Here is a 25,103-nt window from a genome sequence, read left to right on the forward strand (position 1 = left end):
GACTGTACTGGGCGGAGCGGCACTTCACAGATTGCCCCGGGCCTCCTGCTCGCGTTCGATCGCTTGGAACAGGGCCTTGAAGTTGCCCTTGCCGAAGCCGAGCGAGCCGTGGCGCTCGATGAGTTCGAAGAAGACCGTGGGGCGGTCGGTGAGGGGTTTGCAGAAGATCTGCAGCAGGTAGCCGTCCTCGTCGCGGTCGACCAGGATGCCGCGAGACCGCAACTGCTCCACCGGGACTCGCACGTGTCCGATCCGGGCACGCAGTTCGGGGTCCTCGTAGTAGGTGGCGGGGGTGTCCAGGAATTCGACGCCCTCGCGACGCAGCGCGTCGACGGCGGCCAGGATGTCGCCGGTGGCAAGGGCGACGTGCTGCACGCCCGGACCGCGGTAGAACTCCAGGTACTCGTCGATCTGGGACTTGCGGCGGCTCACCGCCGGTTCGTTGAGCGGGAACTTCACCCGGTGGTTGCCGTTGGCGACCACCTTGCTCATCAGCGCCGAGTAGTCGGTGGCGATGTCGTCGCCGACGAACTCGGCCATGTTCTCGAAACCCATGACGCGGCGGTAGTACTCGACCCATCGATCCATCTGGCCGAGTTCGACATTGCCGACGACGTGATCTATCGCCTGGAACAGCCGCCGCGGGGCGCCGTCGCGGGGTTCGAAGCCCGACCGCCTGGCGACGTAGCCGGGCAGATAGGGCCCGTCGTAGCGGGAACGGTCGACGAGGGTGTGGCGGGTCTCGCCGTAGGTCGCCAGGGCGGCGGACCGGACGGTGCCGAATTCGTCGGTGTCGTCGTGCGGTTCGGTGAGCACGGTCGCGCCGCGGGCGCGCGCCCAGGCCACGCACCGGTCGACGTCGGGCACCTCCAGCGCGATGTCCACCACGCCGTCGCCGTGCCGATCATGGTGCGCGACAAGGGGACTCGCCGGATCGACGGCCCCCTGCAGCACGAATCTGGCGCTGCCGCTGCGCAGCACGAACGACTTGTGATCACGAGTACCGGTCTCGGGCCCGGCGTACGCCTCCAGCCGCATCCCGAACGCCGACTCCAGATAGTGCGCGCATTGGGTGGCATTGCCGACCACCCACACCAGCGCGTCCCACCCGAGGACAGGGAAAGGGTCGCTGCGGGTGTCGTGGTCGACCAGGCCGATCAACCGGCGGAGGTCCGCCTCGGCGGGCTGGGCCGCCCCGTTCCGTTCCACTCCTCCGCGCCGGGTCGCGACATCGGTGTGCTCGGCTGTCATTCATCCAGGAAATCCGTCCGGAGCCGTGCTGAGCAATATCGCCGAAATTCGGTAGACATCGTGGCGAATCGCGTCACCGGAACGGGGTCCATGCTGGACAATTTGAATAGATGACGACACGGACGGAGACGACGATGGCACGCACCGCCGCGCGGCTGGACGAGCTGGATCTGGCGATCCTGGCCGCCATGCACGAGTACCAGAAGGCGGGCATCCTCGAGCTGTCGCGGCGCACCCGCGTCGCCCGCGCGACGGTTCAGTCGCGCATCGCCCGGATGGAGGAGTCCGGCGTGATCGCGTCCTACGATCCCCAGATCGACGTCACCGCAGCCGGTTTCGACGTGCAGGCGTTCGTCACCCTGGAGATCGCGCAGGGCGCGCTGGACGCGGTGGCCGCCGATCTGGAGGCCATCCCCGGCGTGCTGGAGGCCTACGCCACCACGGGCTCGGGGGATGTGCTGTGCCGCATCGGCGCGGATTCGCACACCGGATTGCAGTCGGTGCTGCTGAGTATCGACCGCAGCGCCGCGGTGGTCCGGTCGCACAGCGTGATCGTGCTGTCGACGGTGGTGCCGCACCGCACCCTGCCGCTGCTGCGCACGCTCACGCCCGCCGGGACCAGCAAGGCCCCGGCCTACCGCCATCCGTGAACGCCGCCGGTCACCTCAGGGTTTGAGATTCGCCCCGGGTGCGAGGATCTCCACGCTCGCGGCCCGTTCCGGCTCCAGGAAGTCCAGCAGTGCGGCGCCCTCGGCCTCGACGGCCGACCGCTCGGCGGGCGACCAGGCGCGTTCCGGCGCGATGCGCAGCCGGGCCCGCTCGCGATCGGTGCAGACCTTGTAGATACCGGCCAGGTAGCCGTCGACCAGTATCGGCGCGACCTGGGTCGCCGAGCGTTGCAGCGGGGGCGCGGCGCCGTCGGTCACCACGCGGCTGCGGTCCTGGTGGGAGAGGTAGAGGTTGTCGTACCAGCCGAGGAAGCGGACCGGCGCGGGCAGATCCGGGTCGGCGAGTTCGGCGTCGGCGGCGTCGTAGAGGGTGCGGCCGCGCTCGTCGCGATAGGTGCGCACGCGCTCGCCGAGCCGGTCGACGGCCTCCTTGATGCCCAGCAGCCGCGACCAGGTCTGCACGTCCATGGTGGACGCCGGGCCGAAGGCCCGCAGGTAGCGCAGGACCAGCTCTTCCAGCGGGTAGCCGGGATCCAGTTCGGTGCCCAGCCAGGGCTGGATGCGCGACCAGACCGGACGGCTGTTGTTCTTCCACAGGCCCCGCGGCGGCGTCTGCAGCACCGGCAGCTGATACAGCCAGGTCTGCACCACGGCGCCGGGGTCGCGGTCGGGAAACAGCTCGGCCGCACGCGCTCTCAGCTCGGCCGCCGACATCGGCTCGTCCCCGAGCACCCGCTCGCCGCTGGCGCGCACCGTCTCGGGGTCCAGGCCGACCATCGCGCCGTAGTTGAAACCCTTTCGGAACGGCACCTTTTCGAGTTCGGGCTGGATGTGCGGGGCGATGCGGACCGCATCGGCGGCGGTCACCAGATGAATCGTGCCGCGCATCAAGGTGATTCGCACCAATGACCGATCCAGCAGCCCCGCGGACACCGCGTCGGGAACGAAATCGCGTACCCGGCTCCACAACCCGATGAACGGCGGCGGCACGTCCTGGGCCTGCAGGCCGACCAGGTGTTCGCACAGCCGCGGCACCGTCAGCGTCGTGCGTTCCAGCAGGTGCTGCCGGGCCAGCAGGGTCCGGTTCAGTACCCGGTTCGAGACGACATCAGTGGTCACGGCGGCCTCTCACGATGTGGTGGCGCGCGCGGGTGCGGCGCCGGTCAGGCGAGAGATGTTCTCGCACAGACCTTTCCAGGATTCGGCGGCGTCCGCCGAGTCGGTGTGCGGGTGACGGAAGCGGTGGACGTATTCGGCCGCGTCGGTGAGGTCCCAGCGCAGGCGGTACAGGTCGAGCAGATCGGGGCGCGGAGTCACTCCGGTGGCGGCGGCATAGTCCCGCAGCAGCGAGCCGTCACCGGGATCGAGGTCCCAGAGGTCGCGTTCGGGCGGGGCGAGAAGCGCTGTGTCCCAATCGATCAGGCGCCAGCCTTCCGGAGTGAGCATCGTGTTGCCCGCATGCGGCTCGCCGTGTGTCAGTACCGGATCGGCTGTCCGTGCCGTGACGGCGAGGTCGTCGTAGCGCCGCCATGCCGCCCGGATCTCGTCGGCGGCGGACGCGATCAGTTCCGCCATCGGCTCGGCGTACGGGCCGCGGTCCACGCGCTCCCCCGCCAGCGCCCAATCGAACTCGTCGCGATGCGCGACGGTGAAGTCGTCGGCCCGCGCCACGGCCGCGACGGGTGCGGAATGCACCGCGACGATCATGTCGAACGCGGCACGGCGATGCGCGTCGTCACGGAACTCACCCCACGCGAACTGCCGCCCCGCCAGCAGCGGGTAGCAGGCGACAGCGTAATGCTCACCGATCCGCGCGACCACCTCGTCGTCGCGATCCGGAATCGGCGCGACCACGAAATCCAGGCCGCCGGCGGACAATTGCCGCGCGGTCGCCAACGCCGCACGCAACCGCTCGAATGCCGCTGCCGAGGGCTCCCCGAGCGTTCGCGGCCGCAGCTCGTCCACCGTCACGAACCAGCGCCGACCGCCCACCCCGCTCACCCGCCAGTGATGGCTGCCGAACCCGAGGGGCGCGTACTCCAGCGACGCCACCTCGAACCCCCACCGCCCGCCCAGCACGGCGACGAGCATCTCGTCCGGCAGCCCGATCAGCGGTGTCAGCATGCCCGGCAGCATAAATCTCCCCTCCGACACACCACGACCCATTTCCGCCCCGACCGGACACCTTCCGCTCGACGGAGGGCGACCACGACGCCCACGGGACGCCTCCCACTCGACCCGAAGCGACCAACGACCCCCACCGGACGCCTCCCACTCGACGCAAAGTGACCACGACGCCCACCGGACACCTTCCACTCGACCCAGGGTGACCACAACGCCCACCGGACGCCTCCCGCTCGACCCAGGGTGACCACGACGCCCACCGGACACCTTCCGCTCGACACAGAGTGACCAGGACGCCGACCGGATGTTCCGCTCAGCGCAGGGTGACCACGACTTTGCCGGTCGCGCTGCGGTTGTCGAGGGCGGCCACGGCTTCGGCGGCGCGGTCGAGGGGGTAGAGGGTGGGTTGGGGCGGGGGGATCTTGCCCTGGGCCAGGAGGGGTTCCACCTCGGCCCACTGTTGCTGGAGGTAGCCGGGGTGGGTGCGGACCCATTCGCCCCAGCCCGCGCCGATCACCTCGGCGTTCTTCAGCAGCAGGCGGTTCACCTTGACCGTCGGGATGTCGCCTCCGGTGAAGCCGACGACCAGCACGCGACCGGCGGGGGCCAGGGAGCGGATGCTGTCGGTGAAGCGGTCGCCGCCCACGGGGTCGAGGACGATGTCGATGCCCCGGCCGCCGGTCAGTTCCTTGACCGCGGCGAGCCAGCCCTCGGCGAGCACCACATCGGTGGCGCCGTTGGCCCGCGCCACGTCCGCCTTCGCCTCGGTGCTCACCACCGCGATCACCCGGCCCGCGCCCAGCGCCGCGGCCAGCCGCAGCGTCGAGGTGCCGATGCCGCCGGCCGCGCCGTGCACCAGCACCGTCTCGCCCGCGGCCAGCCGCCCGCGGGTGCGCAGGCAGAAGTGCACGGTCAGATCGTTGAACAGGATGCCCGCCCCCGCCTCCAGCGAGATGTTGTCGGGGAGCTTGAACACCATCTCCGCAGGCGACACCGCCACCTCGGCCATCGCGTTGCCGAGCATCGTCAGCGCGAGCACGCGATCGCCCGCCCGCACGTGCGCGCCCTCGGGCGCGGATCGCACCACCCCGGCGATCTCGCCGCCGACCACGAACGGCAGTTCGGGTTTCATCTGGTACAGGCCGCGAGTCATCAGCACGTCCGGAAACGCCACCCCGGCAGCGTGCACGTCGATCACGACCCCGCCCGGATACGCCGCCGGTTCCGGAATGTCGACGATCTCGATGGATTGCGGCCCGTCGAGTCTGCTCACCTGCGCTGCACGCATGTATCGACCTCTCTGTCGCGGCTGCTCGCCACTAAGTTAACCGGTCTTCGCATGTGGCTGTCCACGGGACCGGCTTTTGTTAAGCTCGAGGCCGCTGAGCTGAGCTGATGAGGGGGACTCATGGCAGGGCCGAACGATCCGCCGGTCGCCGCGGTGCGCGTGGATGTCGGTGCGCTGCAAACGTTCGCGAGCGACCTGCGCGGGGAGGCCGAGACCATCGGCAATCTGCAATCCGGCCTGGCCGACGCCGCCGGCGCGCTCCCGGGCACGCTGTGGAGCACGGCGTGCGGGCAGGCCGGGGACACGGTCGACAAGGCGCTGCACCGGATCGCTGATCGCCTCGTCAAGGTCGCCGACGGCGTGCAGAACGCGGGCAAGGCGCTGGAACTCACCGACCAGGAGTTCCGCGACAAGCTCAGCACGATCGGACTGCACCCATGACGCTGTCGATCCCGGATGTCGAGAACTGGCAGCCCGACCAGCTGACCACCGCGTCCACCGCGGTCGGCAAGCTGAGCACCGACCTGGACCAGGCGCTGCTCGGCGGCATCACCAAGACCCAGCGGCTGGGCACCGACAAGAAGTGGGACGGCGCGGCCGCCCAGGCCGCCGACACGCGGATGGACACCGAGAAGCTGCGCGCGTCCGCGGTCAGTCAGGCGCTGCTGGGCCTGCAGACGGCCCTGAGCCAGCAGGTCGAGAACCTCAACAATGCCAAGAAGGCCGTCCTGGACGCCCGCGACCGCGCCCTGCACCCGACCGACGAGACCCCGCCGCCGGACGGTTTCGAGGTAGCGGACAACGGCGTGGTCACCGCGAACGCGCGAAAGACCTACTGGGACAACCAAACCGGTCTGAAACCCGACGAGGTCCAGCGCAATAAACTGGAGGAGGACCACAAGGCCGCGACCTATCAGACCGAGATCACCAACGCGCTGAAGCAGGCCGAGCTGGTGGCGGAGGCCGCGGTCACGGCGCTCAACGGCGCGAAGGCGGCGGTCGACCAGGCCCACAACGGACTGGGCGATCCCGTAACGGGCGCCGGTGGCGTGACCCCGGCCCCCGCCCCGACCGCCCCCGCCCCGACCGCCCCGGCCGCAACCGCGCCGGTCGCCGCCGCCCCGGTCTCGCACTCGGGCAACCCGTCCTCGCAGTTGCTGGGCAACAACTCGCACGGCGGCGGCGCCGCCTACCACGGCGGCGGCTCGCACAGCGGCACGTCGTACACCGGTGGGCTCGCCTCCGGGTCGTCGGGTGGCCCGGTCGGCCCGATGCCCACCGGCACGCAGGCGGAGTGGATCAGGGAAGCCATCCGCGTGCTGCGCGAGCAGGGCTACGACATCAAGGATTCCGACGCGGCGATCATCGCCGCCATCATCGAGCACGAGTCCGGTGGCAACCCGCACGCGATCAACAACTGGGACAGCAACGCCGCCGCGGGTCACCCGTCGAAGGGCCTGATGCAGACCATCGACAGCACCTTCAACAGTTACAAGGTGGCTGGCCACGAGGACATCTGGAATCCGGTCGACAACATCATCGCCGCGTCCAGATACTCGATAGATCGCTACGGCTCCTTGGACAACGTGCCCGGTATCGCGGCCATGCGCGGGGGCGGCGGCTATGTCGGCTACTGATCAGCATCCACAGCGGACGCCCGCCGGAGCGGTCGTTCGCTACGTGTGAGTAGAACCATCTCGACGTAACGGTGTGACGTGCGACCCGTAAAGTCATGCACAGACAGCACCGCACGAAAACGCCGCACACCGTGCGGCGCGAGGAGCACCAGTGTCATTCGATCAGCCACTCGCCCCGCTTCCCCAGGAGGGCTTGGGCTTCGCCTCGGCGTGGCCCGTCCGGGCTGGCGATGTAGATCCGTACAGCCGGCTGCGGCTGGATGCCGTGGCCCGCTATCTGCAGGACATCGCCTGGGAGGACTTGCAGTCCAGCTTCTTCCATCGCACCGATCCGAGCTGGATCGTGCGCCGCACCGTCATCGATGTGGTGCGCCCGATTCTGTGGCCGGACCGGGTGCGGTTGCTGCGCTGGTGCTCGGCGCTGTCGACTCGCTGGACGAATATGCGGGTGCGGATCACCAGCGACGCCGGCGGCCTGATCGAGACCGAGGGCTTCTGGATCAATATCAACGAGTCGACCAACATGCCCACCCGAATCAGCGACGAGGGCCTGGCCCATCTGGGCCGCACCACCGACGAGCACCGGCTGCGCTGGCGCCCGTGGCTGACCGACGCCACCCCGCCGGAGTCGGATACGGATCTGCCGTTCCCGGTGCGCACCACCGATATCGACCAGTTCAACCACGTCAACAACGCGGTGTATTGGCAAGCGGTGGAACACTTCCTGGTCGACTTCCCGAAGCTGGTGGCCGGGCCGCACCGCGCGGTGATCGAGTACATGGCACCGGTGCTCTCGCGCGAGCACATCAACGTGCGCAGCCGCTACGAGCCCGGCGACCGTACCGGCAACCCGGTGCTGCGGTTGTGGTTCGTGGTCGGCGGCACCACGACGACAGCCGTGCGCATCGGCCCGCTCGCCGGCTGACGCGACCGACAACGATCCGGCGACGGCGGGCAGCGGGGCGCATTCGCCCGATACCACCGCACGGCCTCGGCCGGCCCGGGTTGCGGGCGGCCGAGGGCCGTTCACGTGCTAGCCGCGCGCGGCCTTCAGCAGATCCTCGCGGGTGGTGAACTTGACCCGCGGGCGCCCGCCGGACTTGCCCGCGGACTTCTCGGCGGTGTCGATGGCCTTCCAGCCCTCGCGGTCCACCAGATCGGGCTGCCGCTGGGCCAGCAGCGCCTTCAGCGCGCCCCGGTCGGCCTGCGGGGCGGTCAGCTTGCCCGAGGTGAAGTCGTCGAGCAACTGCTCGACGGTCTCCTGGGCGTCGACCCGGTTGGAGCCGATGACACCTCGCGGGCCGCGCTTGATCCAGCCCGAGACGTACACGCCGGGCAGGTGCGCGCTGTCGACGACGACGCGGCCGTGTTCGTTCGGGACGATCCCGGTGGCCTCGTCGAACGGCAGATCCGCCACCGGTTCGCCGCGATAGCCGATGGACCGCAGCACCAGCGACGCCGGTAGCGACTCGGTGCGATCGGTGGCACGGGCGGTGACCCGGCCGTCCGCGGAGACCAGTTCGTTGTGCACGAACTCCACACCCTCGACCCGGTCGGTACCGGTGACGGCGGACGGTGAGGTCAGGTAGCGGAACACGATGCGCTTATGTGCCGGGTTGGGCGTCTTGGCCGCGTACTCCTGGGCCAGTGCGTATTTCAGCTGCAACGACGGCTCGACGTCCGGATCGTCCAGCAGCGCCCGGCTGCCCGGGTCCAGCTCCAGCTCGGCCGGATCGATGATCACATCGATCCCCTTCAGGTAGCCCAGCGCCAGGAACTCCGGCGAGGTGTAGGCCGCCTGCAGCGGCCCGCGCCGGCCCAGTACCACGACCTCGCGAATGTTGCTGTTACGCAACGCGTCCAGGGCGTGGTCGGCGATGTCGGTCTTGGCCAGCTCGTCCGGGTCCAGGGTCAGCACCCGCGCCACGTCCAGGGCGACGTTGCCGTTGCCGACGATGACCGCGCGCTCCCCCGACAGGTCGAAGGTGCGGTCCGCGTAGTCGGGATGCCCGTTGTACCAGGACACGAACTCGGTGGCGGAGTGACTGCCGGGCAGATCCTCGCCGGGCACACCCAGCCGCCGATCGGTGGACGCGCCGACGGCGTAGATCACCGCGTGGTGGTGTGCCAGCAGCTCCTCGTGCGAAATGTGGGTTCCCACCTCGACATTCAGGTGGTATTGCAGGGTGTCGCGGCGGAAGGCGCTCTCGAACATGCCCGACACCGTCTTGGTGCCCGGATGGTCCGGCGCCACACCGGCGCGCACCAGCCCCCAGGGGGTGGGCAGCCGGTCGAACATCTCGACCTCGACATCGGCGCGCCGCAGCAGTTCCTCGGCCGCGTAGCAGGCCGCCGGGCCCGCGCCGACGATCGCGACGCGCAGCGTGCCCAGTTCCTTCGGCGGCCGCGCCGGTGTCACCAGCGGATCGAAATTCGACTCCAGCGGATGCCGCTGGAAGTAGGTCGCGTTGATATCGCGGAAACGCGCCAGGGAAGCCGAGAGATCGTCCTCGGAGAAGATGGCCTCCACCGGGCAGGCATCCACGCACGCGCCGCAATCGATGCAGGTGTCGGGGTCGATGTAGAGCTGCTCGGTCGTCGCGAACTCGGGTTGCTCCGGAGTGGGACGAATGCAATCGACCGGGCACTCGGGTACGCAGCTGGCGTCGTTGCAACAACGCTGCGTGATCACATAGGCCATATCTCGCAGATCCTCGAAACATCCATGGTCAGTACTCCGCCCGGGGGTTGGACGGGGCATGCGTCACACCCATTGGCCACGAGCCAACGGTGTGACACCACCATCAGTGTGCCTCGAGCGTGAGCTGTATCTCCGCTCAGGAGGGTGTCGTGCAACACACCGGTATACGGGTTGCGGCTTACGGTAGGCCTATGGCGTGGACTCTGATCCTCATGCGGCACGGCAAATCGAGCTATCCGCCGGGCGTCGCCGACCACGAACGGCCGCTGGCGCCGCGGGGGCGCCGCGAGGCGGGACTGGCCGGTGACTGGCTGCGCGACACCCAGCCCGCGATCGACGCGGTGCGCTGCTCGGATTCGGTGCGCACCCGCGAAACCCTGGCGGCCACCGGCCTCACCGCCCCGGTGCACTACGAGCCGTCGATCTACGAGGCCTCGGCGCGCGCACTGATCGAGCTGATCCAGCTCTGCGACGACAAGGTGCGGACGCTGCTGCTGATCGGACACTCCCCCGGAATCCCGTGGACCGCTTGGGAATTGGCCGCCAACCGCGACTCCGCCGCGGCCACCGACCTCAGCCGCAAGTTCCCCACCTCGGCCCTGGCCGTGCTGGAGTTCGAACGGCCGTGGGCGCAAGCCGATCCGGGCACCGGCGAGCTGACGCGCTTCCACGTGCCCCGCTGAACGGCGACGGGTCAGCCCAGCAGCTTGCCGCGGACCACCACGACGGCACCGAGCAGCACGAGCACCACGAGCGCGACGAACCAGTTGGTGAGTGCCCAGACGACACCCAGAACGATGAGCACCGGCACCGCCGCGATAGCGGCGATCACCGGATTCTCCTTGACCGTCTCGAGGGCCGAACGCGCCCTGATCCGATCGATCTCTTTGGCCATGCGTCCAGAGTAGGCCGGTTCGCCGGTTTCTGTCGGTGCTCGGTGAGACCCTCTGAACCATGGATTGGAAAATCGAACTCGTCGCCATTCCCGTCACGGACGTCGATCGGGCCAAGGAGTTCTACACCAGCATCGGTTTCAATGCCGACCACGACCACAGCCCCTCCGACGACATCCGTTTCGTGCAGCTCACGCCGCCGGGTTCCGGATGTTCGATCTGTATCGGCCGCGGCATCACCCAGGCCGCACCGGGCAGTGTCGAGGGCATGCAGATGGTCGTCGCCAGCGCCCAGCAGGCCTACGAGCAGCTGATCGCGGCCGGGGTGCAGGCCACGCCGGTGAAGGACGAGGGCTGGGGCCTGTTCACCTACTTCACCGACCCCGACGGCAACAAGTGGGCGGTACAGGAGCTGCCCAACTACAACTAGCCCTTGCTTGGAGTGCACTCCAGGTCGGTACCGTCTCAGTAGGACAACAGGAGGCGAACCGATGGGTGCTCCCGTACAGCAGGACATCGACCAGACCGAGTTCGAGCGGCCGCGCTATTCGATCGGCGAGGCCGCCGCACGCTCGGGGCTGAGCCGGGACACGCTGCGCTGGTACGAGCGGATCGGCCTGATGGATTACGTCGGCCGCGATTCCGGCGGTAAGCGCCGGTTCAGCGATCGCGATCTGCACTGGCTGCATCTGATCAGCTGCCTGCGGCTGACCGGCATGTCGGTGGCCGACATGCTGCACTATGCCGAGCTGGTCCGGGCGGGCGACGTGACGACGCCGCAGCGGCTGCAGATGTTCCGCGACACCCGCGACGGCGTGCTGGCGCGCATCGACGAACTGAATCAGACCCTGGCCGTGCTGGACCGCAAGATCACCATGTACGAGGGCCGGGTGGCCGCGATGAGCCCCGCGGTCTAGTCCGCGCCCGAGTCTCAGCCGATCAGCCGGATGGTGTGGCCGGTGTGGTCCGCCTTCGCGCGCAGGTAGCGGACGTTGTCGGGGGTGGCGTGCACGCCGGTCGGTACCGTCTCGCGGACCCGGATGCCCAGGGCCCGAAGCTGTCTCGGCTTCTCGGGGTTGTTGGTGAGCAGATCGATCTCGCCGATGCCGAGGGCGGTCAGCATCTGCGCGGCGGCGGTGTAGTCGCGACCGTCCTCGGGCAGGCCCAGCGCGGTGTTGGCCTGGTAGGTGTCGAGCCCCGCGTCCTGCAGCGCGTAGGCGTCGAGCTTGTTGTAGAGACCGATGTCGCGCCCCTCCTGACGCAGGTACAGCAGCACGCCGCCGACCGCGTCGATGCGTTCCACCGACTCGCGCAGTTGCGGTCCGCAATCGCAACGCGCCGAACCGAACACGTCCCCGGTCAGGCATTCGGAGTGCAGCCGGACCAGCGGCACCTGTGCCGGTGCGCCGAGCACGAGGGCGAGGTGCTCGCGCCCGTCGTCGAGTCCGTCGAAGGTGATCGCCTCGGCCCGGGTGGCGTATCCGTCACCGAATCTCAGCGGTATGCGGACGCGGGTGCGGACACTGCCGCCGATGTCTGTGCCGTGCATGGCTGCTCCGAGATCCGGGGAACGTTTCGTTCGAATTCGAACCGACTGGGCGCGAGGGTTATTCCGCCGCGAACCACGGCCGTGCGGGGCCCGGTTACGATGCCAGCGATATGCAGCGGAAGGAGAGATGAGGCAATGACCGAGCAGGCTGTGACCACGACCGTCGTCCGCAACGAGGCACAGCATCGCTACGAGGTGTGGTACGGGGACAAGCTGGCCGGGTTCACCGAATACCGCGAGCGCGACGAGGACACCATCTTCATCCACACCGAGATCGACAGCGAGTTCGGCGGCAAGGGACTGGGCAGCACGCTGGCCCGCAAGGCGATCGAGGACGTGGTCGCCCGCGGCGGCGCCATCGTGCCGCGCTGCCCGTTCATCAAGAGCTGGCTGGACAAGCACCCGGAGTTCGACGAGCACGTCGTCGGCAAGGGCATCCAGCGGTGAGCGACCTGGAGGCCCGCCCCGACGAGGCGCTGTGCGAGGCTGCCCCGGCGCCCGGACCGCGTGCCGATTTCCATCCGGCGCGGGTGGTGCCGCTGGGCGGGGTGCGGGGCGTCACCGTGGAACGCGTGCTGCCCCAGCGCGATCTGCCGACCGTCGGGGCCTGGTGCTTCCTGGACCATTTCGGTTCGCCCGCCGCGAGCGCGGAGCTGCCGCCGGACATCGATCCGCATCCGCACATCGGGTTGCAGACGGTCACCTGGCCGTTCGAGGGCCGCATCCGCCATCGCGACAGCGTGGGCTCCGACGTGCGGATCGAACCCGGCCAGCTGAATCTGATGACCTCGGGCCGCGGGATCGCGCACTCCGAGTACACGGTGCCGGGCGCGCCCGCCGGACACGGGCTGCAGTTCTGGATCGCGTTGCCCGGCAACCGAACCGGGATCGACCCGCATTTCGAGCAGCACCGCGACCTGCCGGTGCTGGAGCTGCCGGGCCTGCGCGCCACGGTGCTGATCGGTTCACTGGGCGCGACGGCCGGATCCGGCCCGGCCCGGCGGGTGAGCTCGCCCGCCGTCGCCTACACCCCGATCGTCGGCGCGGACCTGCGCGTCGAGCCGGGCGCCGCGGTCGACCTCACGCTGGAACCGGAGTTCGAGCACGCCCTGCTCGTCATCGACGGCGAACTCGCCGCGGGCGATATCCCCGCCACGCCGGGCCCGCTGCTGTATCTGGGCAGCGACCGCGCCACGTTGCGGCTCACCAGTGCGCGCGGGGCGCACGCCGTGCTGATCGGCGGGGAGCCGTTCGGTGAGGACATCGTGATGTGGTGGAACTTCGTGGGCCGCAGCCACGAGGAGATCGAGGCGGCCCGAAATGATTGGGAGAACCGCGATCTCGGCCGGTTCCCCGGTATCGCAGGCCACCCGCCGGAGCAGCGCATCCCCGCTCCGCCGCTGCCGAACCTGCGGTTGAAGCCGCGCACGCGTCGGTTCACCCGAAACCCCACCGACACCTGACCGATCGTCAGTGCCGGTCGAAACCCCCACTCCCCGAATCGATGTCCGCGCCCGACGGCTCGCCTTCCGCCTCCATCGACTGGGTGCCGATGACCCGTAGCAGCGCCAGCTTCTCCTGCGCGTCGGTGCCCGGGCACGGATAGAAGACGTGCAGCGACAGCGACGCGTTCACCGTGAGAAGGGTTTCGCATACCAGATCCAGCATCCCCACCCGGGGATGATCGATGCGCTTGTCGTCGCCGACCCGCACGGCGACCTCGTGCCGGGTCCACAATCGCTCGAACTCGGGGCTGGCGGCGCGCAATCGCGTCACCAGTTCGACCACATCGGCGTCGCCGGAGCGGCGGGCAGCGGTGGCCCGCAGGTCCGCGACGTGATTGCGGACCAGGCGATCCCAGTCCTCGGCGGGGAATTTGGCGCGCTCCGCGGGATGGGCGAACCACCGCCACAACAGGTAGCGGTCCATTCCGGTGAATCTCGTGCAATCCCCCGCCAGGATGACGTGCATCCGGTTCTGTACCAGGACTTCACCGAGGTCGGTGACCACGCAGGCCGGGGTGTCCTCGAGCTTGTCCAGCACATAGAGCAGCCCCGGACGGACGTGCCCGTCGCCGCCACGCGTCGGCGACGGATGGTCGCACAGGTGGAACAGATGGTCGCGCTCGTCGTCGGTCAGGCGCAGGGCGCGGGCGAGCGCGCTCAGCACCTGCGCCGACGGACGCGGGCCGCGGGATTGCTCGAGCCGGGTGTAATAGTCGGTCGACATGCCCGCCAGCAGAGCCACCTCGTCGCGCCGCAGGCCGGGCGTGCGCCGGCGCAGACCGGGCAGCAGTCCCACGTCCGCCGGCTGCAGCCGCTCGCGGCGGCGGCGCAGGAAATCGGCGAGATCATCGCGGTCCATGTCTCCACTGTCCTCCACCGCCGCGTCCGCAACCAGGGATCGCCGATCCCCCGATAGGTGGTCTCTGCCGACGATCGGCGCCGGGCCGCAGGATGGCGGTATGACCACCATCGATACAGTGCGACTCGGAGCCACCGGCCCCGTCACCGGCCGCATCGGCCTCGGCGCGATGGGCATGTCCGGCGCGTACGGCGCCTCGGACGAGGCCGACTCGATCGCGACCATCCACGCCGCCCTGGACTCCGGCGCCGGCCTGATCGACACCGGCGACTTCTACGGCGCGGGCCACAACGAGGCGCTGATCCGGCGCGCGCTCGCCGACCGCCCGCGCGAGGACTACCTGCTCAGTGTGAAGTTCGGCGCCATGCGCGGACCGGACGGCGCTTTCGTCGGGGTCGACACCCGGCCCGCGGCGATCCGCAACTTCCTCACCTACTCCCTGCAGCGGCTCGGCGTCGAATACATCGATATCTACCGGCCCGCCCGGCTGGACCCGAACGTTCCGATCGAGGACACCGTCGGTGCGATCGCTGAGCTGATCGACGAGGGCTACGTGCGGCACATCGGGCTGTCCGAGGTCGGCGCCGACACGCTGCGCCGCGCCGCCGCCGTGCATCCGATCTCGGACCTGCAGATCGAATACGCGTTGATCTCCCGCGGTATCGAACGGGAGATCCTGCCCACCGCCCGCGAACTCGGCATCGGCATCACCGCGTACGGCGTGCTGTCGCGCGGCCTGCTCAGCGATTCGATGCGCGGGGCGAAGACCTTCGCGCCGGACGACTTCCGCGCCCACAGCCCGCGCTTCCAGGGCGAGAACCTCACGGCCAATCTGGAGTTGGTGGAGGCGCTGGCGAAGATCGCCGAACAGCGCGGCGTCAAGGTGGCACAGCTGGCCATCGCCTGGGTGCTGTCCCGCGGCGACGACATCGTCCCGGTCATCGGGGCGCGGCGTGCCGACCGGTGGACGGAAGCCGTTGCGGCACTGGACATCCGGCTCTCGGCGGCGGAACTTGCCGAGATCGAGGCGGCCGCGCCCGCGGACCGGGTGGCCGGGGACCGGTACGCGCCCGCGCAGATGGCGATGCTGGACAGCGAACGCTGAGCCGGATAACCCAATTGCGCCGCCCGGCAACTCTTCAGATCGCGCGCGCGGACCGGTAGTTTCATCCGGGACCCGGGCTACCGGCCCGCTGCGCGAGAAAGTTGCCGATGAGGATCACGAAATTCGTTGCGACAGCCCTGCTCTGCCTGACCACGGTGGCGGCGACTGCGGGATACGCCGCCGCCGAACCGGAACAGGCACCGTTCGAGGCCCTCGGCACCGACCACGGCGTCGGCTACCGGGTCGGGCTGACCGAGGACAAGCGCGCGGCCGTGAGCACCCTGCGGGCCGGGCGCTTCCTGGCCACCTGGGACGCGGAATCCATTGCGATCACCGATGATTCGGGCCGATTCGTGACCAGTGTGCCGCTGCGCTACGACATCGCCGGGCACCCGCTGGAACTCGCGCCGATGATCGACGAGGGCGGGCGGCGGCTCACCCTGACCCCGTCGGGCCAGGCCCCGAACCCGGTGCGCGACATCGACGCGCAGCAGCGGCTGTTCGACGTCGTGCAGGCGCATCTGCCGGCCGTGGCCTCCGGCGCCGCGATCGGCGCGGTCATCGGTTTCTTCGTCGGCTTCCCCGCCGGGCTGTTCATCTTCGACATCGTCACCGTGCCGATCTTCACCGTGCTGGGTGCACTGGTCGGCGGCGCGGTGGGGTTGCACGCGGCCGGTGGTGAACCGGCGATCGCCGAGGCCCGCCAGGCCGTCGATCACATGCTCACCGGCGTGGCCGGATCACCGCGGTAAAGGTCGCCGCGGCAACGGATTTGCCGGTGTTGTCGGTGATGTCGACCGGCACCGCGAGTTCGATCGGTGTGCTCGCCTCGATGTCGGCGCGCGTGCGGGCGACGGTCTCGGCCGGCAGTTGCGACGTCGCGCGGATGGGTCCGGCCGTCCCCTTCGCGCGGGCCAGGTATTCGATCCGCCCGTCACGGGCGACGATGAACGCCGCGCTCATCAGGTCCACGATCCCGGAGATGGCGGCGCCCATCGCCGCCGTCTCGGCCAGGCCGAACAGGATCGCCGCATGCACGTCACCGTTGTGGTTCAGGTGCTCGGGCTGCGGCGCCATCTCCACGACGTTGCGGCCGACCTGGTAATCGACGCCGTCGATGCCGGCGAATTGCAGGAACCCCAGCTTCTTGAACCCGGCCATCACCAGTTCGCCCATTGCCGCGCTGTCCATCGCCACTCCATCCGAGTTGAAACACGTTCTAGTTTCATACCCGGGCGACCCCCGCGCTGTCCATCCGGCGATGCGCCTACCGGTCGTCGAGTGTCGTGGCGAGGCCGGTGAGCAGACCGTTGAGACCGAACTCGAAACGGGCCTCGGCGTCGGCCTCCTCGGCCTCGAGGACGCGGCGGTTGAAATGCGGGTAGCGGCCCGAATCGACCACCTGCCGGACGTACGCGCCCATCGCGTGCTGCCACTGCGCCACGGTCATGCCGGTGCTGCGCTGCGCCTCGAGTTCGGCCAGCTCGGTGCCGACCGCGCCGAGCACGTAGGTGTTGACGGCATGCACCACCAGGTTCACCAGGGTGGCGTCGGGCGTCGCGGCGGCCACCACCCCGAGCACGTGATCGGCATGGCGAATCACATTGGGGCCCAGCGCCGGACGGCGGGACGCCTGCTGCGCCAGCCACGGGTGCCGCAGCAGCAGGGCGCGGAAGCCGCGGGCGTGGGCGGCCATCGCGGCGCGCCAGTCCGCGGCGGGCTCCGGTAGTGGCAGTTCGGCGTAGACGGCATCGACCATCAGCTGGATCAGCTCGTCCTTGTTGGCCACATGGCGATAGAGCGAGGTCGTCCCCGACCCCATCGCCGCCGCGATGCGCCGCATCGACAGCGCGTCGAGCCCCTCGGCGTCGGCCAGGCCGATGGCCGCGGCGACGATCTTCTCCTCGGTGATGACCGGGCGGCCGCCGCGCGGGCGATCACGCATCCACACCAGGGTCGGGGGCTCTGCGGACATGGGCACAGTGTATTCGTCGGGTACAGTGTTCCCATATCGGGAACACTGTTACCACAAGGGAGTTGTCATGTCTCACATTCCGGTCGTCATCGCCGGTGGCGGCACGGTCGGCCTGGCCACCGCCGTCTTTCTCAGGCACCACGGGGTGCCGTCGCTGGTGCTCGAGCGCCGCGACGCGCCGTCGATCCATCCGCGGGCGCTCGGGGTGAGCCCGCGGACGCTGGAGTACTTTCGCGAAGTAGGGCTGCGGGAGGAGCTCGACCGGGTAGCGGTGCGGACGGCGCAACCCTGGCGCGCGGAGGCACGCACCGTCGCGGAGATCGTTCGCGACCCGGGGGCGGTCACCAGACCCGCTGCGTGGCAACAGTTCTCGCCGGAATCGCCATCCGGCCACTATCCACAAGACCGGATCGACGCGGCGCTGCTGCCCGCCGCGCGGCAGCGGGGCGCGACCGTCGAATTCGGCGTCGGGGTGACCGGCGTGACGCAGGACCGCGACTCGGTCGCCGTCACGCTGTCCGACGGGCGGGTCATTCACGCCGAGTATCTGATCGGCGCGGACGGCGTGAAGACCACGGTGCGCCGGGAGCTGGGGATCAGCACCACCGGGCCGGGCGAGATCGGCAGGCGGAACATGAATATTCTGCTCGAGGCAGACCTGGTCGGCCGGTTCGGCCCGATGCCGGTCATGACTCAGCTCAGCCATCCCGACGCCATGGGTGTGCTGCTCGCCGTGGGGGAACGCCGTTGGGCGCTGCACGTCGGACTCCCGGCGGCGGGCGCCATGTCGGAGCAGGAGTGTATCGCGGTGGCGCACACGGCGATCGGCGCCGACGTGCCCGTCCGGATTCTCAGCGCCATCCCGTGGCAGGCGACGGCCCGGATGGCCGACGAGTTCCGCCGCGGGCGCGCGTTCCTGGTCGGTGACGCGGCGCGGGCCGTGACCGCCCTCGGCGCCTTCGGTCTGAACACCGGCATCGCCGATGCGCACAATCTGGCATGGAAGCTGGCCGCGGTACTCGGCGGCACGGCGGGCGAGGGCCTGCTGGACACCTATCACACCGAGCGCCACGCGATCTCCGAGATGGTGACCCATCAGGCGCTGTTGCGCTGGGAAAACCCACGCCTGCACTGGGATCCGGCGGCGGTGGCCGAGCGCGCGGCGGCGGGAGCGTGGAACGCGCCCCTGGTCACCATGGCCTACCGCTACGATTCGGCGGCGATCATCGATGCGGTCGCGGAGATGCCGTCGACCGAGGATGTCGGCGCCGCCCTCGACGGGGCGCCGGGGTCACGGGTTCCGCATCGCTGGGTCGCGCCGGGGGTGTCGATGATCGATCTCAACGAATCCCGGTTCGCGGTATTGGCCGGGCCCGACGGTGACGCCTGGCGGTCCGCGGCCCGGAAGGTCTCCGCCGCAGGCGATCTCGACCTTCGCGCGGTGGTGCTGGACGAGGATGCGACGGGAGCGATCGGCATCGGCCGGTGCGGGGCCGTCCTCGTGCGGCCCGACGGTTTCATCGCCTGGCGCACTACCGGCGACGCCGATCCGGCAGTGCTGGAGAAGGTCGTCTCGACGGTACTGAGCCGCTGAGGGTTTGCGCGCCCTTCACGGCCTCGGATAGGCGGGCGGCAGAGGGTATCCGCGTTCGGACAGCACCGTGCGCAGCAGATCCGGGCGGTTGGTGATGATGCCGTCCACGCCGAGATCGAGCAGGGCGCCCATGGTCGCCGGATCGTCGACGGTCCACGGGACCACGCGCATGCTGTGCCGGTGCGCCGCCCGCACCAGCGCGGCGTTGGTGAACGGCTGATAGCCGGGATCGGCGACGGTGCCGTTCTGCGGATCACCGTGCACGGGCGACACCGCGGACGCGCCGAAGGACGCTGCCGCGGCGACGACCTGCTCCTGCGGGCTGCCGGGATAGTCGTCGATATCGATCCCGCCCAGCCACGGTGACGCGCCCGGCTCGCCCGCCCGCAGTTCCTTGCCACTGGTGAGCGCGACGAGCGGCAGTTCGGGCGCCACCTCGCGCATCCGCATCAGCGTGCCCCAGTCGAAACTCTGTATGATGACCTGCTTTTCGATCCCCGCGCGCCGGATCTCCGCGGCAACCACCTGCACGAACTGCTCGCGCGGCGCGGTCTGCTCCGGCGCGGCGGCCTCCACCTTGGTCTCGATGTTCAGCATCACCCCATCCGCCCGATACCGGCGCACCAGCTCGAAAACCTCGGAGAGCAACGGCATTCGAGCGCCCGGAACGGTGCGCTGCTCGGGATGATCCGGCAACTGCCTCGACCCGCAGTCGATCGTGCGCACCTGAGCCAACGTCAGATCCCGGATATACCTGACGCCCGGCACATACGGATACGCCGGATCCCCCCAGAACGCGGGCCCGGTATCCACACACTTCGCCGGATCCGGATCCCGATCGTGCGACACCACCGCAACCCCATCAGCGGTGATCTGCACATCCAACTCCAACGTACGCACCCCGAGCTCCAGCGCATTCCCGAACGCCGCCACCGTATTCTCCGAAACCAACCCCAACCCACCCCGATGAGCCTGCACATCGAACCCCACCACTCCTTCGGCCCCAGCGAGCCCCCCGGCCCCCACGATCCCGGCCGACACCACCGCCAGCACCCTCACACCCCAGTTTCGTCGCATGCCCCCATCGTGCTCGACGTTGGTCGAAGTCACGGTGAAACGCTGCTGAACACCCTGCGAACTACGGCCCGCTCGGATCAGTGCCGATCACCGATCACCAAGTGACTTCAGGTAGTTCGATGTCGATCGGGAATGGTCGATCGAGCCGCACACGCTTACGGAGGACTCCACTGGGCACGTAACAGCCACCTTCCGGAAGAAGTTCGAAGGTGTAGACGACCATCTCGTCATCCTCGTTCTCGACACGCCAGAGGTGCTTGATCCCCGCCTCGGCATACTGCATCGGCCGCAATTTGCGGTCCTTGGTTCTGGTGCGAGGCGAAACGACCTCGACGACCAGATGGATATCTCGAGCGTCGAAAAGCAGGCTGTCAGCCTGCACAGCGTCGCGAGACACCGCGAGGACGTCGGGTTCCGGCACACTGCTGCCCAGATTGACACCCTTCTCCGACGCGATGACGAAGGCACGGGGGGCCACCGCGCGCAGCGCGAATTTGAGTATGTCGATGACCTCATCGTGCCAATGCGTGGCCGGAGCCATCATCACGACTTCACCGTCCAACAGCTCGAAGGAACCATCGACGACTTCTATCAGCCGAGGTAGGTCCTCGGCCGTGAAACCGTCGGGCGGCGGAGTCGGTAGTGCCACCATCCGCACGTGGATCGGCTCCTCGACACGGTGATGAGCAGCAGTCATAACAGCAGAATACTCGGAGAACGCACACACCAACGTGCATTGACCGGCCGTCACGGCCCCGGACAACTGCGTGCGGCGGCCGATCCGGCGGTGCCACTACGCGATTCGCCCCGCCTCCTGGGTGGAGGCGAGGCGAATCGGTTTGGGGTCAGGCGGTCAGCGGTAGTCGCTGAAGCCGTAGTCGTCCAGCGGGACTGCTGCGCCCGTGGACTGGCCGAAGCCGTCCGGGGTGTAGTAGGTGTCGTCGTAGGACGGGACGGCGTAGGCGGCCGCGCGGGCCTCCTCGGTCGGCTGAACCTGGATGTTGCGGTAGCGGTTGATGCCGGTACCGGCCGGGATCAGCTTGCCGATGATCACGTTCTCCTTCAGGCCGATCAGCTTGTCGGAGCGGCAGTTGATCGCCGCGTCCGTCAAGACACGCGTCGTCTCCTGGAAGGAGGCCGCCGACAGCCACGAATCGGTGGCCAGCGACGCCTTGGTGATACCCATCAGCACCGGGCGACCGGAGGCGGGCTCGCCGCCCTCGGCCACCACGCGACGGTTCGACGCCTCGAAGTCGGCGCGCTCGACCAGCGAGCCGGGCAGGAACTCCGTCGCGCCCGAGTCGATGATCGTGACGCGGCGCAGCATCTGCCGCACGATGACCTCGATGTGCTTGTCGTGGATGGACACACCCTGCGACCGGTACACCTCCTGGACCTCCTGGACCAGGTGGATCTGCACCTGCCGCGGACCCATCACGCGCAGCACCTCGTGCGGATCGGCCGAACCCTCCAGCAGCTGCTGACCGACCTCGACGTGGTCGTTGTCGGCGAGCAGGCGCTCGGAGCCGTCGTCGTGCTTGAACACCCGCAGCCGCTGGCGCTTCGACAGCTTGTCGTAGAGCACCTCGTCCGAACCGTCGTCCGGAATGATGGTGATCTTGTAGAAGCGGTCGTCGTCCTCGAGCCGCACGCGACCCGACACCTCGGCGATGGGCGCCTTGCCCTTCGGCACCCGAGCCTCGAAAAGCTCCTGCACGCGAGGCAGACCGCCCGTGATGTCGTCACCCGCGACGCCACCCTGGTGGAAGGTACGCATGGTCAGCTGGGTACCGGGCTCACCGATGGACTGGGCGGCAACGATACCCACCGCTTCACCGACGTCCACGAGTTTGCCGGTCGCCATCGAACGGCCGTAGCACATCGCGCAGACACCGGTGCCCGAGGTGCAGGTCAGCACGGACCGCACCTTGACCTCGGTGACGCCCGCCTCGAGCAGCGCGTCGATCGCCGGATCGCCGATGTCGTGGCCCTTCTCGACCACCACGTTGCCCTTGGCGTCGACGATGTCGACGGCCGCGGTACGGGCGTAGGTGCTGGTCTCCACGTGCGGGTCACGGATCAGCGTGGCTGGGGCGCCACCCACCCCGCCCATCTTCTCCGCGATACGCACGGTGATACCCCGCTCGGTGCCGCAGTCCTCCTCGCGGACGATGACGTCCTGCGACACGTCCACCAGACGACGGGTCAGGTAACCCGAGTCGGCGGTGCGAAGCGCGGTGTCGGCCAGGCCCTTTCGCGCACCGTGGGTGTTGATGAAGTACTCCAGCACCGTCAGGCCCTCACGGAAGGAGGACTTGATCGGCCGCGGGATGAACTCACCCTTCGGGTTGGTCACCAGACCCTTCATGCCCGCGAGGGTACGAGTCTGGGTGAAGTTACCCGTGGCGCCCGAATCGACGATCGTGATGATCGGGTTGTCGGCCGGGTAGTGCGCGCGCAGCGCCTTACCGACCTCTTCGGTGGCCTCCTGCCAGATCTTCACCAGCGCGTTGTTGCGCTCCTGGTGGTCGAGGGCACCGCGCTGATACTTCTTCTCGATCTGGTCGGACTGCTGCTCGTAGCGCTCCATGATGTCGGCCTTCTCCGGCGGAACGAGCACGTCCGACATGGAGACGGTGACACCCGAACGGGTGGCCCAGTAGAACCCGGCGTCCTTGAGCTTGTCGACGGTCTGCGCGACCACGATCATCGGGTAGCGCTCGGCGAGGTCGTTGATGATCGCCGCCTGCCGCTTCTTCGGCATGATCTCGTCGATGAACGCGTAGTCCGCCGGCAGCAGATCGTTGAACAGCACCCGGCCCAGCGTGGTCTTGGTGGTCCACGCGTCGCCGCGCTGCCAGCCCTCCGGGAACAGCTCCGCCTCGACGTCCTTGGGCGGACGCTGGTCGGTCAGCCGCACCTTGATCAGCGACTGCACGGTCAGCTCGCCGCGGTCCACCGCCATCTGCGCCTCGGCCGGCGAGGAGTACACGCCGAACTCCGGCTCGTCCTTGGTGGCGGCGCGGTACTCGCCCACGGCACCCTCGACCTGACGGGTCAGGTAGTACAGGCCGGTCACCATGTCCAGACGCGGCATGGCCAGGGGGCGGCCGGACGCCGGGGACAGGATGTTGTTCGACGACAGCATCAGGATGCGCGCCTCGGCCTGCGCCTCCGCCGACAGCGGGAGGTGCACGGCCATCTGGTCACCGTCGAAGTCGGCGTTGAACGCCTCACACACCAGCGGGTGCAGCTGGATTGCCTTGCCTTCCACCAGAAGTGGCTCGAAGGCCTGGATACCCAGCCGGTGCAGGGTGGGCGCGCGGTTCAGCAGCACGGGGTGCTCGGCGATGACCTCTTCGAGGACGTCCCACACCTGGGCGCGCTGCCGCTCGACCATCCGCTTGGCGGACTTGATGTTCTGCGCGTGGTTCAGGTCGACCAGGCGCTTCATCACGAACGGCTTGAACAGCTCGAGGGCCATCAGCTTCGGCAGACCGCACTGGTGCAGCTTCAGCTGGGGGCCGACCACGATGACCGAACGGCCGGAGTAGTCGACGCGCTTACCGAGCAGGTTCTGGCGGAACCGGCCCTGCTTGCCCTTGAGCAGATCCGACAGCGACTTCAGCGGACGGTTGCCCGGTCCCGTAACAGGTCTGCCCCGACGTCCATTGTCGAACAGGGCGTCGACCGATTCCTGCAGCATCCGCTTCTCGTTGTTGACGATGATCTCGGGCGCGCCCAGATCGATCAGTCGCTTGAGGCGGTTGTTGCGGTTGATGACGCGGCGGTACAGGTCGTTCAGGTCGGAGGTCGCGAAGCGGCCACCGTCGAGCTGCACCATCGGCCGCAGCTCCGGCGGGATCACCGGAACCGCGTCGAGCACCATGCCCATCGGCGAGTTGCCGTTGGTCTGGAACGCGGCGACGACCTTCAGGCGCTTGAGGGCGCGAAGCTTCTTCTGCCCCTTGCCCGTCCGGATGGTCTCGCGCAGGTTCTCGGCCTCGGCCTCGATGTCGAAGTTCTCCATCAGCTTCTGGATGGCCTCGGCACCCATCGCGCCGGTGAAGTACTCGCCGTAGCGGTCCTGCAGCTCGCGGTAGAGCACCTCGTCCACGATCAGCTGCTTGGGAGCCAGCTTGGTGAAGGTGCTCCAGATCTCGTCGAGCCGGTCCAGCTCGCGCTGGGCCCGGTCGCGAAGCTGACGCATCTCGCGCTCGCCGCCGTCCTTGACCTTGCGGCGGACGTCGGACTTGGCGCCCTCGGCCTCCAGCTCGGCGATGTCGGCCTCGAGCTTCTGGGCGCGGGCCTCCAGGTCGGCGTCGCGCTGGTCGGCGACGGCCTTCTTCTCGACCTCCATCTCCGCCTCGAGCGTGGACAGCTCGTTGTGGCGCAGATCCTCGTCGACGGTGGTGATCACGTAGGCGGCGAAGTAGATGATCTTCTCGAGATCCTTCGGCGCCAGGTCCAGCAGGTAGCCCAGACGCGAGGGCACACCCTTGAAGTACCAGATGTGGGTGACGGGAGCGGCCAGCTCGATGTGGCCCATCCGCTCGCGGCGCACCTTGGCGCGAGTCACCTCGACGCCGCAGCGCTCACAGATGATGCCCTTGAAGCGCACGCGCTTGTACTTGCCGCAGTAGCACTCCCAGTCCCGGGTGGGACCGAAGATCTTCTCGCAGAACAAGCCGTCCTTCTCCGGCTTGAGCGTGCGATAGTTGATGGTCTCCGGCTTCTTCACCTCGCCATAGGACCACTGGCGGATGTCTTCGGCGGTGGCCAAGCCGATCCGGAGTTCATCGAAGAAGTTGACGTCTAGCACGTAACTTCCTTTCCCCTGTTCGGGTTGAGTATCGAGCAAAATTCGCTAGGTTTTC

25 protein-coding genes are annotated in these 25,103 nt (G+C 68.7%); 12 read left to right on the plus strand and 13 right to left on the minus strand.

The genetic code is table 11. The features are described 5' to 3' along the window. Positions 1 to 24 precede the first annotated feature (24 nt). Entirely contained in the window at positions 25 to 1,251 is a 1,227-nt protein-coding gene (gene hppD, locus NWFMUON74_RS31785) for a 4-hydroxyphenylpyruvate dioxygenase (RefSeq protein WP_187685396.1), read from the minus strand. A gap of 134 nt (positions 1,252 to 1,385) precedes the next feature. Here hppD and NWFMUON74_RS31790 point away from each other — a divergent pair, with 134 nt between their 5' ends. Continuing rightward, on the plus strand, positions 1,386 to 1,901 hold the full coding sequence (locus tag NWFMUON74_RS31790; protein WP_187689543.1) for an Lrp/AsnC family transcriptional regulator: 516 nt from the start codon (positions 1,386 to 1,388) through the stop codon (positions 1,899 to 1,901). A gap of 15 nt (positions 1,902 to 1,916) precedes the next feature. Here NWFMUON74_RS31790 and NWFMUON74_RS31795 read toward each other — a convergent pair whose 3' ends face one another. The 3 genes from NWFMUON74_RS31795 to NWFMUON74_RS31805 all read right to left on the minus strand — a co-directional run bounded on the left by NWFMUON74_RS31795 (position 1,917) and on the right by NWFMUON74_RS31805 (position 5,331). Next, entirely contained in the window at positions 1,917 to 3,038 is a 1,122-nt protein-coding gene (locus NWFMUON74_RS31795; RefSeq protein WP_187685397.1) for a winged helix DNA-binding domain-containing protein, read from the minus strand. Between the two features lie 9 nt (positions 3,039 to 3,047). Beyond that, positions 3,048 to 4,043, minus strand: a complete 996-nt coding sequence (locus NWFMUON74_RS31800) for a phosphotransferase (RefSeq protein WP_187685398.1) — start codon at positions 4,041 to 4,043, stop codon at positions 3,048 to 3,050. A gap of 313 nt (positions 4,044 to 4,356) precedes the next feature. Continuing rightward, the gene (locus NWFMUON74_RS31805; protein ID WP_187685399.1) at positions 4,357 to 5,331 is read right to left on the minus strand and encodes an NADPH:quinone oxidoreductase family protein; all 975 of its coding nucleotides are present in this window, start codon (positions 5,329 to 5,331) and stop codon (positions 4,357 to 4,359) included. A 120-nt stretch (positions 5,332 to 5,451) separates the two neighbouring features. Here NWFMUON74_RS31805 and NWFMUON74_RS31810 point away from each other — a divergent pair, with 120 nt between their 5' ends. The 3 genes from NWFMUON74_RS31810 (at position 5,452) to NWFMUON74_RS31820 (ending at position 7,893) form a co-directional block, all read left to right on the plus strand. After that, complete coding sequence (locus NWFMUON74_RS31810) at positions 5,452 to 5,772, plus strand: WXG100 family type VII secretion target (RefSeq protein WP_187685400.1); 321 nt, start codon at positions 5,452 to 5,454, stop codon at positions 5,770 to 5,772. Continuing rightward, entirely contained in the window at positions 5,769 to 6,968 is a 1,200-nt protein-coding gene (locus NWFMUON74_RS31815) for a lytic transglycosylase domain-containing protein (RefSeq protein ID WP_187685401.1), read from the plus strand. Before NWFMUON74_RS31810 ends, NWFMUON74_RS31815 begins: the two co-directional genes overlap by 4 nt. Before the next feature lie 151 nt (positions 6,969 to 7,119). After that, positions 7,120 to 7,893, plus strand: a complete 774-nt coding sequence (locus NWFMUON74_RS31820; RefSeq protein WP_187685402.1) for an acyl-[acyl-carrier-protein] thioesterase — start codon at positions 7,120 to 7,122, stop codon at positions 7,891 to 7,893. A gap of 108 nt (positions 7,894 to 8,001) precedes the next feature. On the opposite strand, the gene NWFMUON74_RS31825 is transcribed toward NWFMUON74_RS31820, so the two are convergent. After that, positions 8,002 to 9,669 carry an FAD-dependent oxidoreductase gene (locus tag NWFMUON74_RS31825; RefSeq protein ID WP_187685403.1) on the minus strand — a complete coding sequence of 556 codons (1,668 nt, stop codon included), beginning with the start codon at positions 9,667 to 9,669 and terminating at the stop codon, positions 8,002 to 8,004. Positions 9,670 to 9,860: 191 nt separating this feature from the next. On the opposite strand from NWFMUON74_RS31825, the gene NWFMUON74_RS31830 reads away from it, so the two are divergent. Beyond that, positions 9,861 to 10,352 carry a SixA phosphatase family protein gene (locus NWFMUON74_RS31830; protein WP_187685404.1) on the plus strand — a complete coding sequence of 164 codons (492 nt, stop codon included), beginning with the start codon at positions 9,861 to 9,863 and terminating at the stop codon, positions 10,350 to 10,352. Between the two features lie 11 nt (positions 10,353 to 10,363). Here NWFMUON74_RS31830 and NWFMUON74_RS31835 read toward each other — a convergent pair whose 3' ends face one another. Beyond that, on the minus strand, positions 10,364 to 10,564 hold the full coding sequence (locus tag NWFMUON74_RS31835; RefSeq protein ID WP_187685405.1) for a hypothetical protein: 201 nt from the start codon (positions 10,562 to 10,564) through the stop codon (positions 10,364 to 10,366). Positions 10,565 to 10,623: 59 nt separating this feature from the next. Between NWFMUON74_RS31835 and NWFMUON74_RS31840 the strand changes: the two genes are divergently transcribed. Together NWFMUON74_RS31840 and NWFMUON74_RS31845 are read left to right on the plus strand one after the other, a co-directional pair. Then, positions 10,624 to 10,992 (plus strand): VOC family protein, encoded by a 369-nt coding sequence (locus tag NWFMUON74_RS31840; protein WP_187685406.1) that lies wholly within the window; start codon positions 10,624 to 10,626, stop codon positions 10,990 to 10,992. A gap of 61 nt (positions 10,993 to 11,053) precedes the next feature. Beyond that, positions 11,054 to 11,479, plus strand: a complete 426-nt coding sequence (locus NWFMUON74_RS31845; RefSeq protein WP_187685407.1) for a MerR family transcriptional regulator — start codon at positions 11,054 to 11,056, stop codon at positions 11,477 to 11,479. A 14-nt stretch (positions 11,480 to 11,493) separates the two neighbouring features. On the opposite strand, the gene NWFMUON74_RS31850 is transcribed toward NWFMUON74_RS31845, so the two are convergent. Then, positions 11,494 to 12,111 carry a GTP cyclohydrolase II gene (locus NWFMUON74_RS31850; RefSeq protein WP_187685408.1) on the minus strand — a complete coding sequence of 206 codons (618 nt, stop codon included), beginning with the start codon at positions 12,109 to 12,111 and terminating at the stop codon, positions 11,494 to 11,496. Positions 12,112 to 12,246: 135 nt separating this feature from the next. Here NWFMUON74_RS31850 and NWFMUON74_RS31855 point away from each other — a divergent pair, with 135 nt between their 5' ends. Beyond that, the gene (locus NWFMUON74_RS31855; RefSeq protein WP_187685409.1) at positions 12,247 to 12,558 is read left to right on the plus strand and encodes a GNAT family N-acetyltransferase; all 312 of its coding nucleotides are present in this window, start codon (positions 12,247 to 12,249) and stop codon (positions 12,556 to 12,558) included. Further along, on the plus strand, positions 12,555 to 13,574 hold the full coding sequence (locus NWFMUON74_RS31860) for a pirin family protein (RefSeq protein ID WP_187685410.1): 1,020 nt from the start codon (positions 12,555 to 12,557) through the stop codon (positions 13,572 to 13,574). The genes NWFMUON74_RS31855 and NWFMUON74_RS31860 overlap by 4 nt, the downstream gene beginning before the upstream one ends. A gap of 7 nt (positions 13,575 to 13,581) precedes the next feature. On the opposite strand, the gene NWFMUON74_RS31865 is transcribed toward NWFMUON74_RS31860, so the two are convergent. Further along, complete coding sequence (locus NWFMUON74_RS31865) at positions 13,582 to 14,475, minus strand: helix-turn-helix transcriptional regulator (RefSeq protein WP_187685411.1); 894 nt, start codon at positions 14,473 to 14,475, stop codon at positions 13,582 to 13,584. Between the two features lie 100 nt (positions 14,476 to 14,575). On the opposite strand from NWFMUON74_RS31865, the gene NWFMUON74_RS31870 reads away from it, so the two are divergent. Both NWFMUON74_RS31870 and NWFMUON74_RS31875 read left to right on the plus strand, forming a co-directional pair. Beyond that, on the plus strand, positions 14,576 to 15,580 hold the full coding sequence (locus NWFMUON74_RS31870) for an aldo/keto reductase (RefSeq protein ID WP_187685412.1): 1,005 nt from the start codon (positions 14,576 to 14,578) through the stop codon (positions 15,578 to 15,580). Between the two features lie 107 nt (positions 15,581 to 15,687). Then, entirely contained in the window at positions 15,688 to 16,332 is a 645-nt protein-coding gene (locus NWFMUON74_RS31875; RefSeq protein ID WP_187685413.1) for a DUF8020 domain-containing protein, read from the plus strand. Here NWFMUON74_RS31875 and NWFMUON74_RS31880 read toward each other — a convergent pair. Then, positions 16,304 to 16,756 (minus strand): PaaI family thioesterase, encoded by a 453-nt coding sequence (locus NWFMUON74_RS31880; protein WP_232110702.1) that lies wholly within the window; start codon positions 16,754 to 16,756, stop codon positions 16,304 to 16,306. The two genes, NWFMUON74_RS31875 and NWFMUON74_RS31880, sit on opposite strands and share 29 nt — an antisense overlap. A gap of 91 nt (positions 16,757 to 16,847) precedes the next feature. After that, positions 16,848 to 17,555, minus strand: coding sequence for a TetR/AcrR family transcriptional regulator (locus NWFMUON74_RS31885; RefSeq protein WP_197986936.1), 708 nt, complete (start codon positions 17,553 to 17,555; stop codon positions 16,848 to 16,850). A 67-nt stretch (positions 17,556 to 17,622) separates the two neighbouring features. Here NWFMUON74_RS31885 and NWFMUON74_RS31890 point away from each other — a divergent pair, with 67 nt between their 5' ends. Continuing rightward, positions 17,623 to 19,149: an FAD-dependent monooxygenase gene (locus NWFMUON74_RS31890; protein WP_187685415.1), complete on the plus strand. Its 1,527-nt coding sequence runs from the start codon at positions 17,623 to 17,625 to the stop codon at positions 19,147 to 19,149. Between the two features lie 15 nt (positions 19,150 to 19,164). On the opposite strand, the gene NWFMUON74_RS31895 is transcribed toward NWFMUON74_RS31890, so the two are convergent. The 3 genes from NWFMUON74_RS31895 to NWFMUON74_RS31905 form a co-directional block, all read right to left on the minus strand. After that, positions 19,165 to 20,259, minus strand: coding sequence for a glycerophosphodiester phosphodiesterase family protein (locus NWFMUON74_RS31895; RefSeq protein ID WP_342213306.1), 1,095 nt, complete (start codon positions 20,257 to 20,259; stop codon positions 19,165 to 19,167). Between the two features lie 61 nt (positions 20,260 to 20,320). Further along, positions 20,321 to 20,923 carry a Uma2 family endonuclease gene (locus NWFMUON74_RS31900; protein WP_187685416.1) on the minus strand — a complete coding sequence of 201 codons (603 nt, stop codon included), beginning with the start codon at positions 20,921 to 20,923 and terminating at the stop codon, positions 20,321 to 20,323. A gap of 156 nt (positions 20,924 to 21,079) precedes the next feature. Beyond that, positions 21,080 to 25,048, minus strand: a complete 3,969-nt coding sequence (locus NWFMUON74_RS31905) for a DNA-directed RNA polymerase subunit beta' (protein ID WP_187685417.1) — start codon at positions 25,046 to 25,048, stop codon at positions 21,080 to 21,082. Between the last annotated feature and the right edge of the window lie 55 nt (positions 25,049 to 25,103).

The sequence above is a fragment of the Nocardia wallacei genome (assembly GCF_014466955.1).
Lineage (GTDB): Bacteria > Actinomycetota > Actinomycetes > Mycobacteriales > Mycobacteriaceae > Nocardia > Nocardia wallacei.

What these genes read in the sequence shown, in the direction of transcription:
- NWFMUON74_RS31830 (WP_187685404.1), top strand. Translation starts at nt 9,861, where the DNA reads ATGGCGTGGACTCTGATCCTCATGCGGCACGGCAAATCGAGCTATCCG.
- NWFMUON74_RS31885 (WP_197986936.1), bottom strand. Translation starts at nt 17,555, where the DNA reads ATGTCCGCAGAGCCCCCGACCCTGGTGTGGATGCGTGATCGCCCGCGC.
- NWFMUON74_RS31850 (WP_187685408.1), bottom strand. Translation starts at nt 12,111, where the DNA reads ATGCACGGCACAGACATCGGCGGCAGTGTCCGCACCCGCGTCCGCATA.
- NWFMUON74_RS31835 (WP_187685405.1), bottom strand. Translation starts at nt 10,564, where the DNA reads ATGGCCAAAGAGATCGATCGGATCAGGGCGCGTTCGGCCCTCGAGACG.
- NWFMUON74_RS31810 (WP_187685400.1), top strand. Translation starts at nt 5,452, where the DNA reads ATGGCAGGGCCGAACGATCCGCCGGTCGCCGCGGTGCGCGTGGATGTC.
- NWFMUON74_RS31845 (WP_187685407.1), top strand. Translation starts at nt 11,054, where the DNA reads ATGGGTGCTCCCGTACAGCAGGACATCGACCAGACCGAGTTCGAGCGG.
- NWFMUON74_RS31825 (WP_187685403.1), bottom strand. Translation starts at nt 9,669, where the DNA reads ATGGCCTATGTGATCACGCAGCGTTGTTGCAACGACGCCAGCTGCGTA.
- NWFMUON74_RS31870 (WP_187685412.1), top strand. Translation starts at nt 14,576, where the DNA reads ATGACCACCATCGATACAGTGCGACTCGGAGCCACCGGCCCCGTCACC.
- NWFMUON74_RS31855 (WP_187685409.1), top strand. Translation starts at nt 12,247, where the DNA reads ATGACCGAGCAGGCTGTGACCACGACCGTCGTCCGCAACGAGGCACAG.
- NWFMUON74_RS31815 (WP_187685401.1), top strand. Translation starts at nt 5,769, where the DNA reads ATGACGCTGTCGATCCCGGATGTCGAGAACTGGCAGCCCGACCAGCTG.
- NWFMUON74_RS31800 (WP_187685398.1), bottom strand. Translation starts at nt 4,043, where the DNA reads ATGCTGACACCGCTGATCGGGCTGCCGGACGAGATGCTCGTCGCCGTG.
- NWFMUON74_RS31900 (WP_187685416.1), bottom strand. Translation starts at nt 20,923, where the DNA reads ATGACTGCTGCTCATCACCGTGTCGAGGAGCCGATCCACGTGCGGATG.
- NWFMUON74_RS31805 (WP_187685399.1), bottom strand. Translation starts at nt 5,331, where the DNA reads ATGCGTGCAGCGCAGGTGAGCAGACTCGACGGGCCGCAATCCATCGAG.
- NWFMUON74_RS31880 (WP_232110702.1), bottom strand. Translation starts at nt 16,756, where the DNA reads ATGGGCGAACTGGTGATGGCCGGGTTCAAGAAGCTGGGGTTCCTGCAA.
- hppD (WP_187685396.1), bottom strand. Translation starts at nt 1,251, where the DNA reads ATGACAGCCGAGCACACCGATGTCGCGACCCGGCGCGGAGGAGTGGAA.
- NWFMUON74_RS31875 (WP_187685413.1), top strand. Translation starts at nt 15,688, where the DNA reads ATGAGGATCACGAAATTCGTTGCGACAGCCCTGCTCTGCCTGACCACG.
- NWFMUON74_RS31840 (WP_187685406.1), top strand. Translation starts at nt 10,624, where the DNA reads ATGGATTGGAAAATCGAACTCGTCGCCATTCCCGTCACGGACGTCGAT.
- NWFMUON74_RS31890 (WP_187685415.1), top strand. Translation starts at nt 17,623, where the DNA reads ATGTCTCACATTCCGGTCGTCATCGCCGGTGGCGGCACGGTCGGCCTG.
- NWFMUON74_RS31865 (WP_187685411.1), bottom strand. Translation starts at nt 14,475, where the DNA reads ATGGACCGCGATGATCTCGCCGATTTCCTGCGCCGCCGCCGCGAGCGG.
- NWFMUON74_RS31790 (WP_187689543.1), top strand. Translation starts at nt 1,386, where the DNA reads ATGGCACGCACCGCCGCGCGGCTGGACGAGCTGGATCTGGCGATCCTG.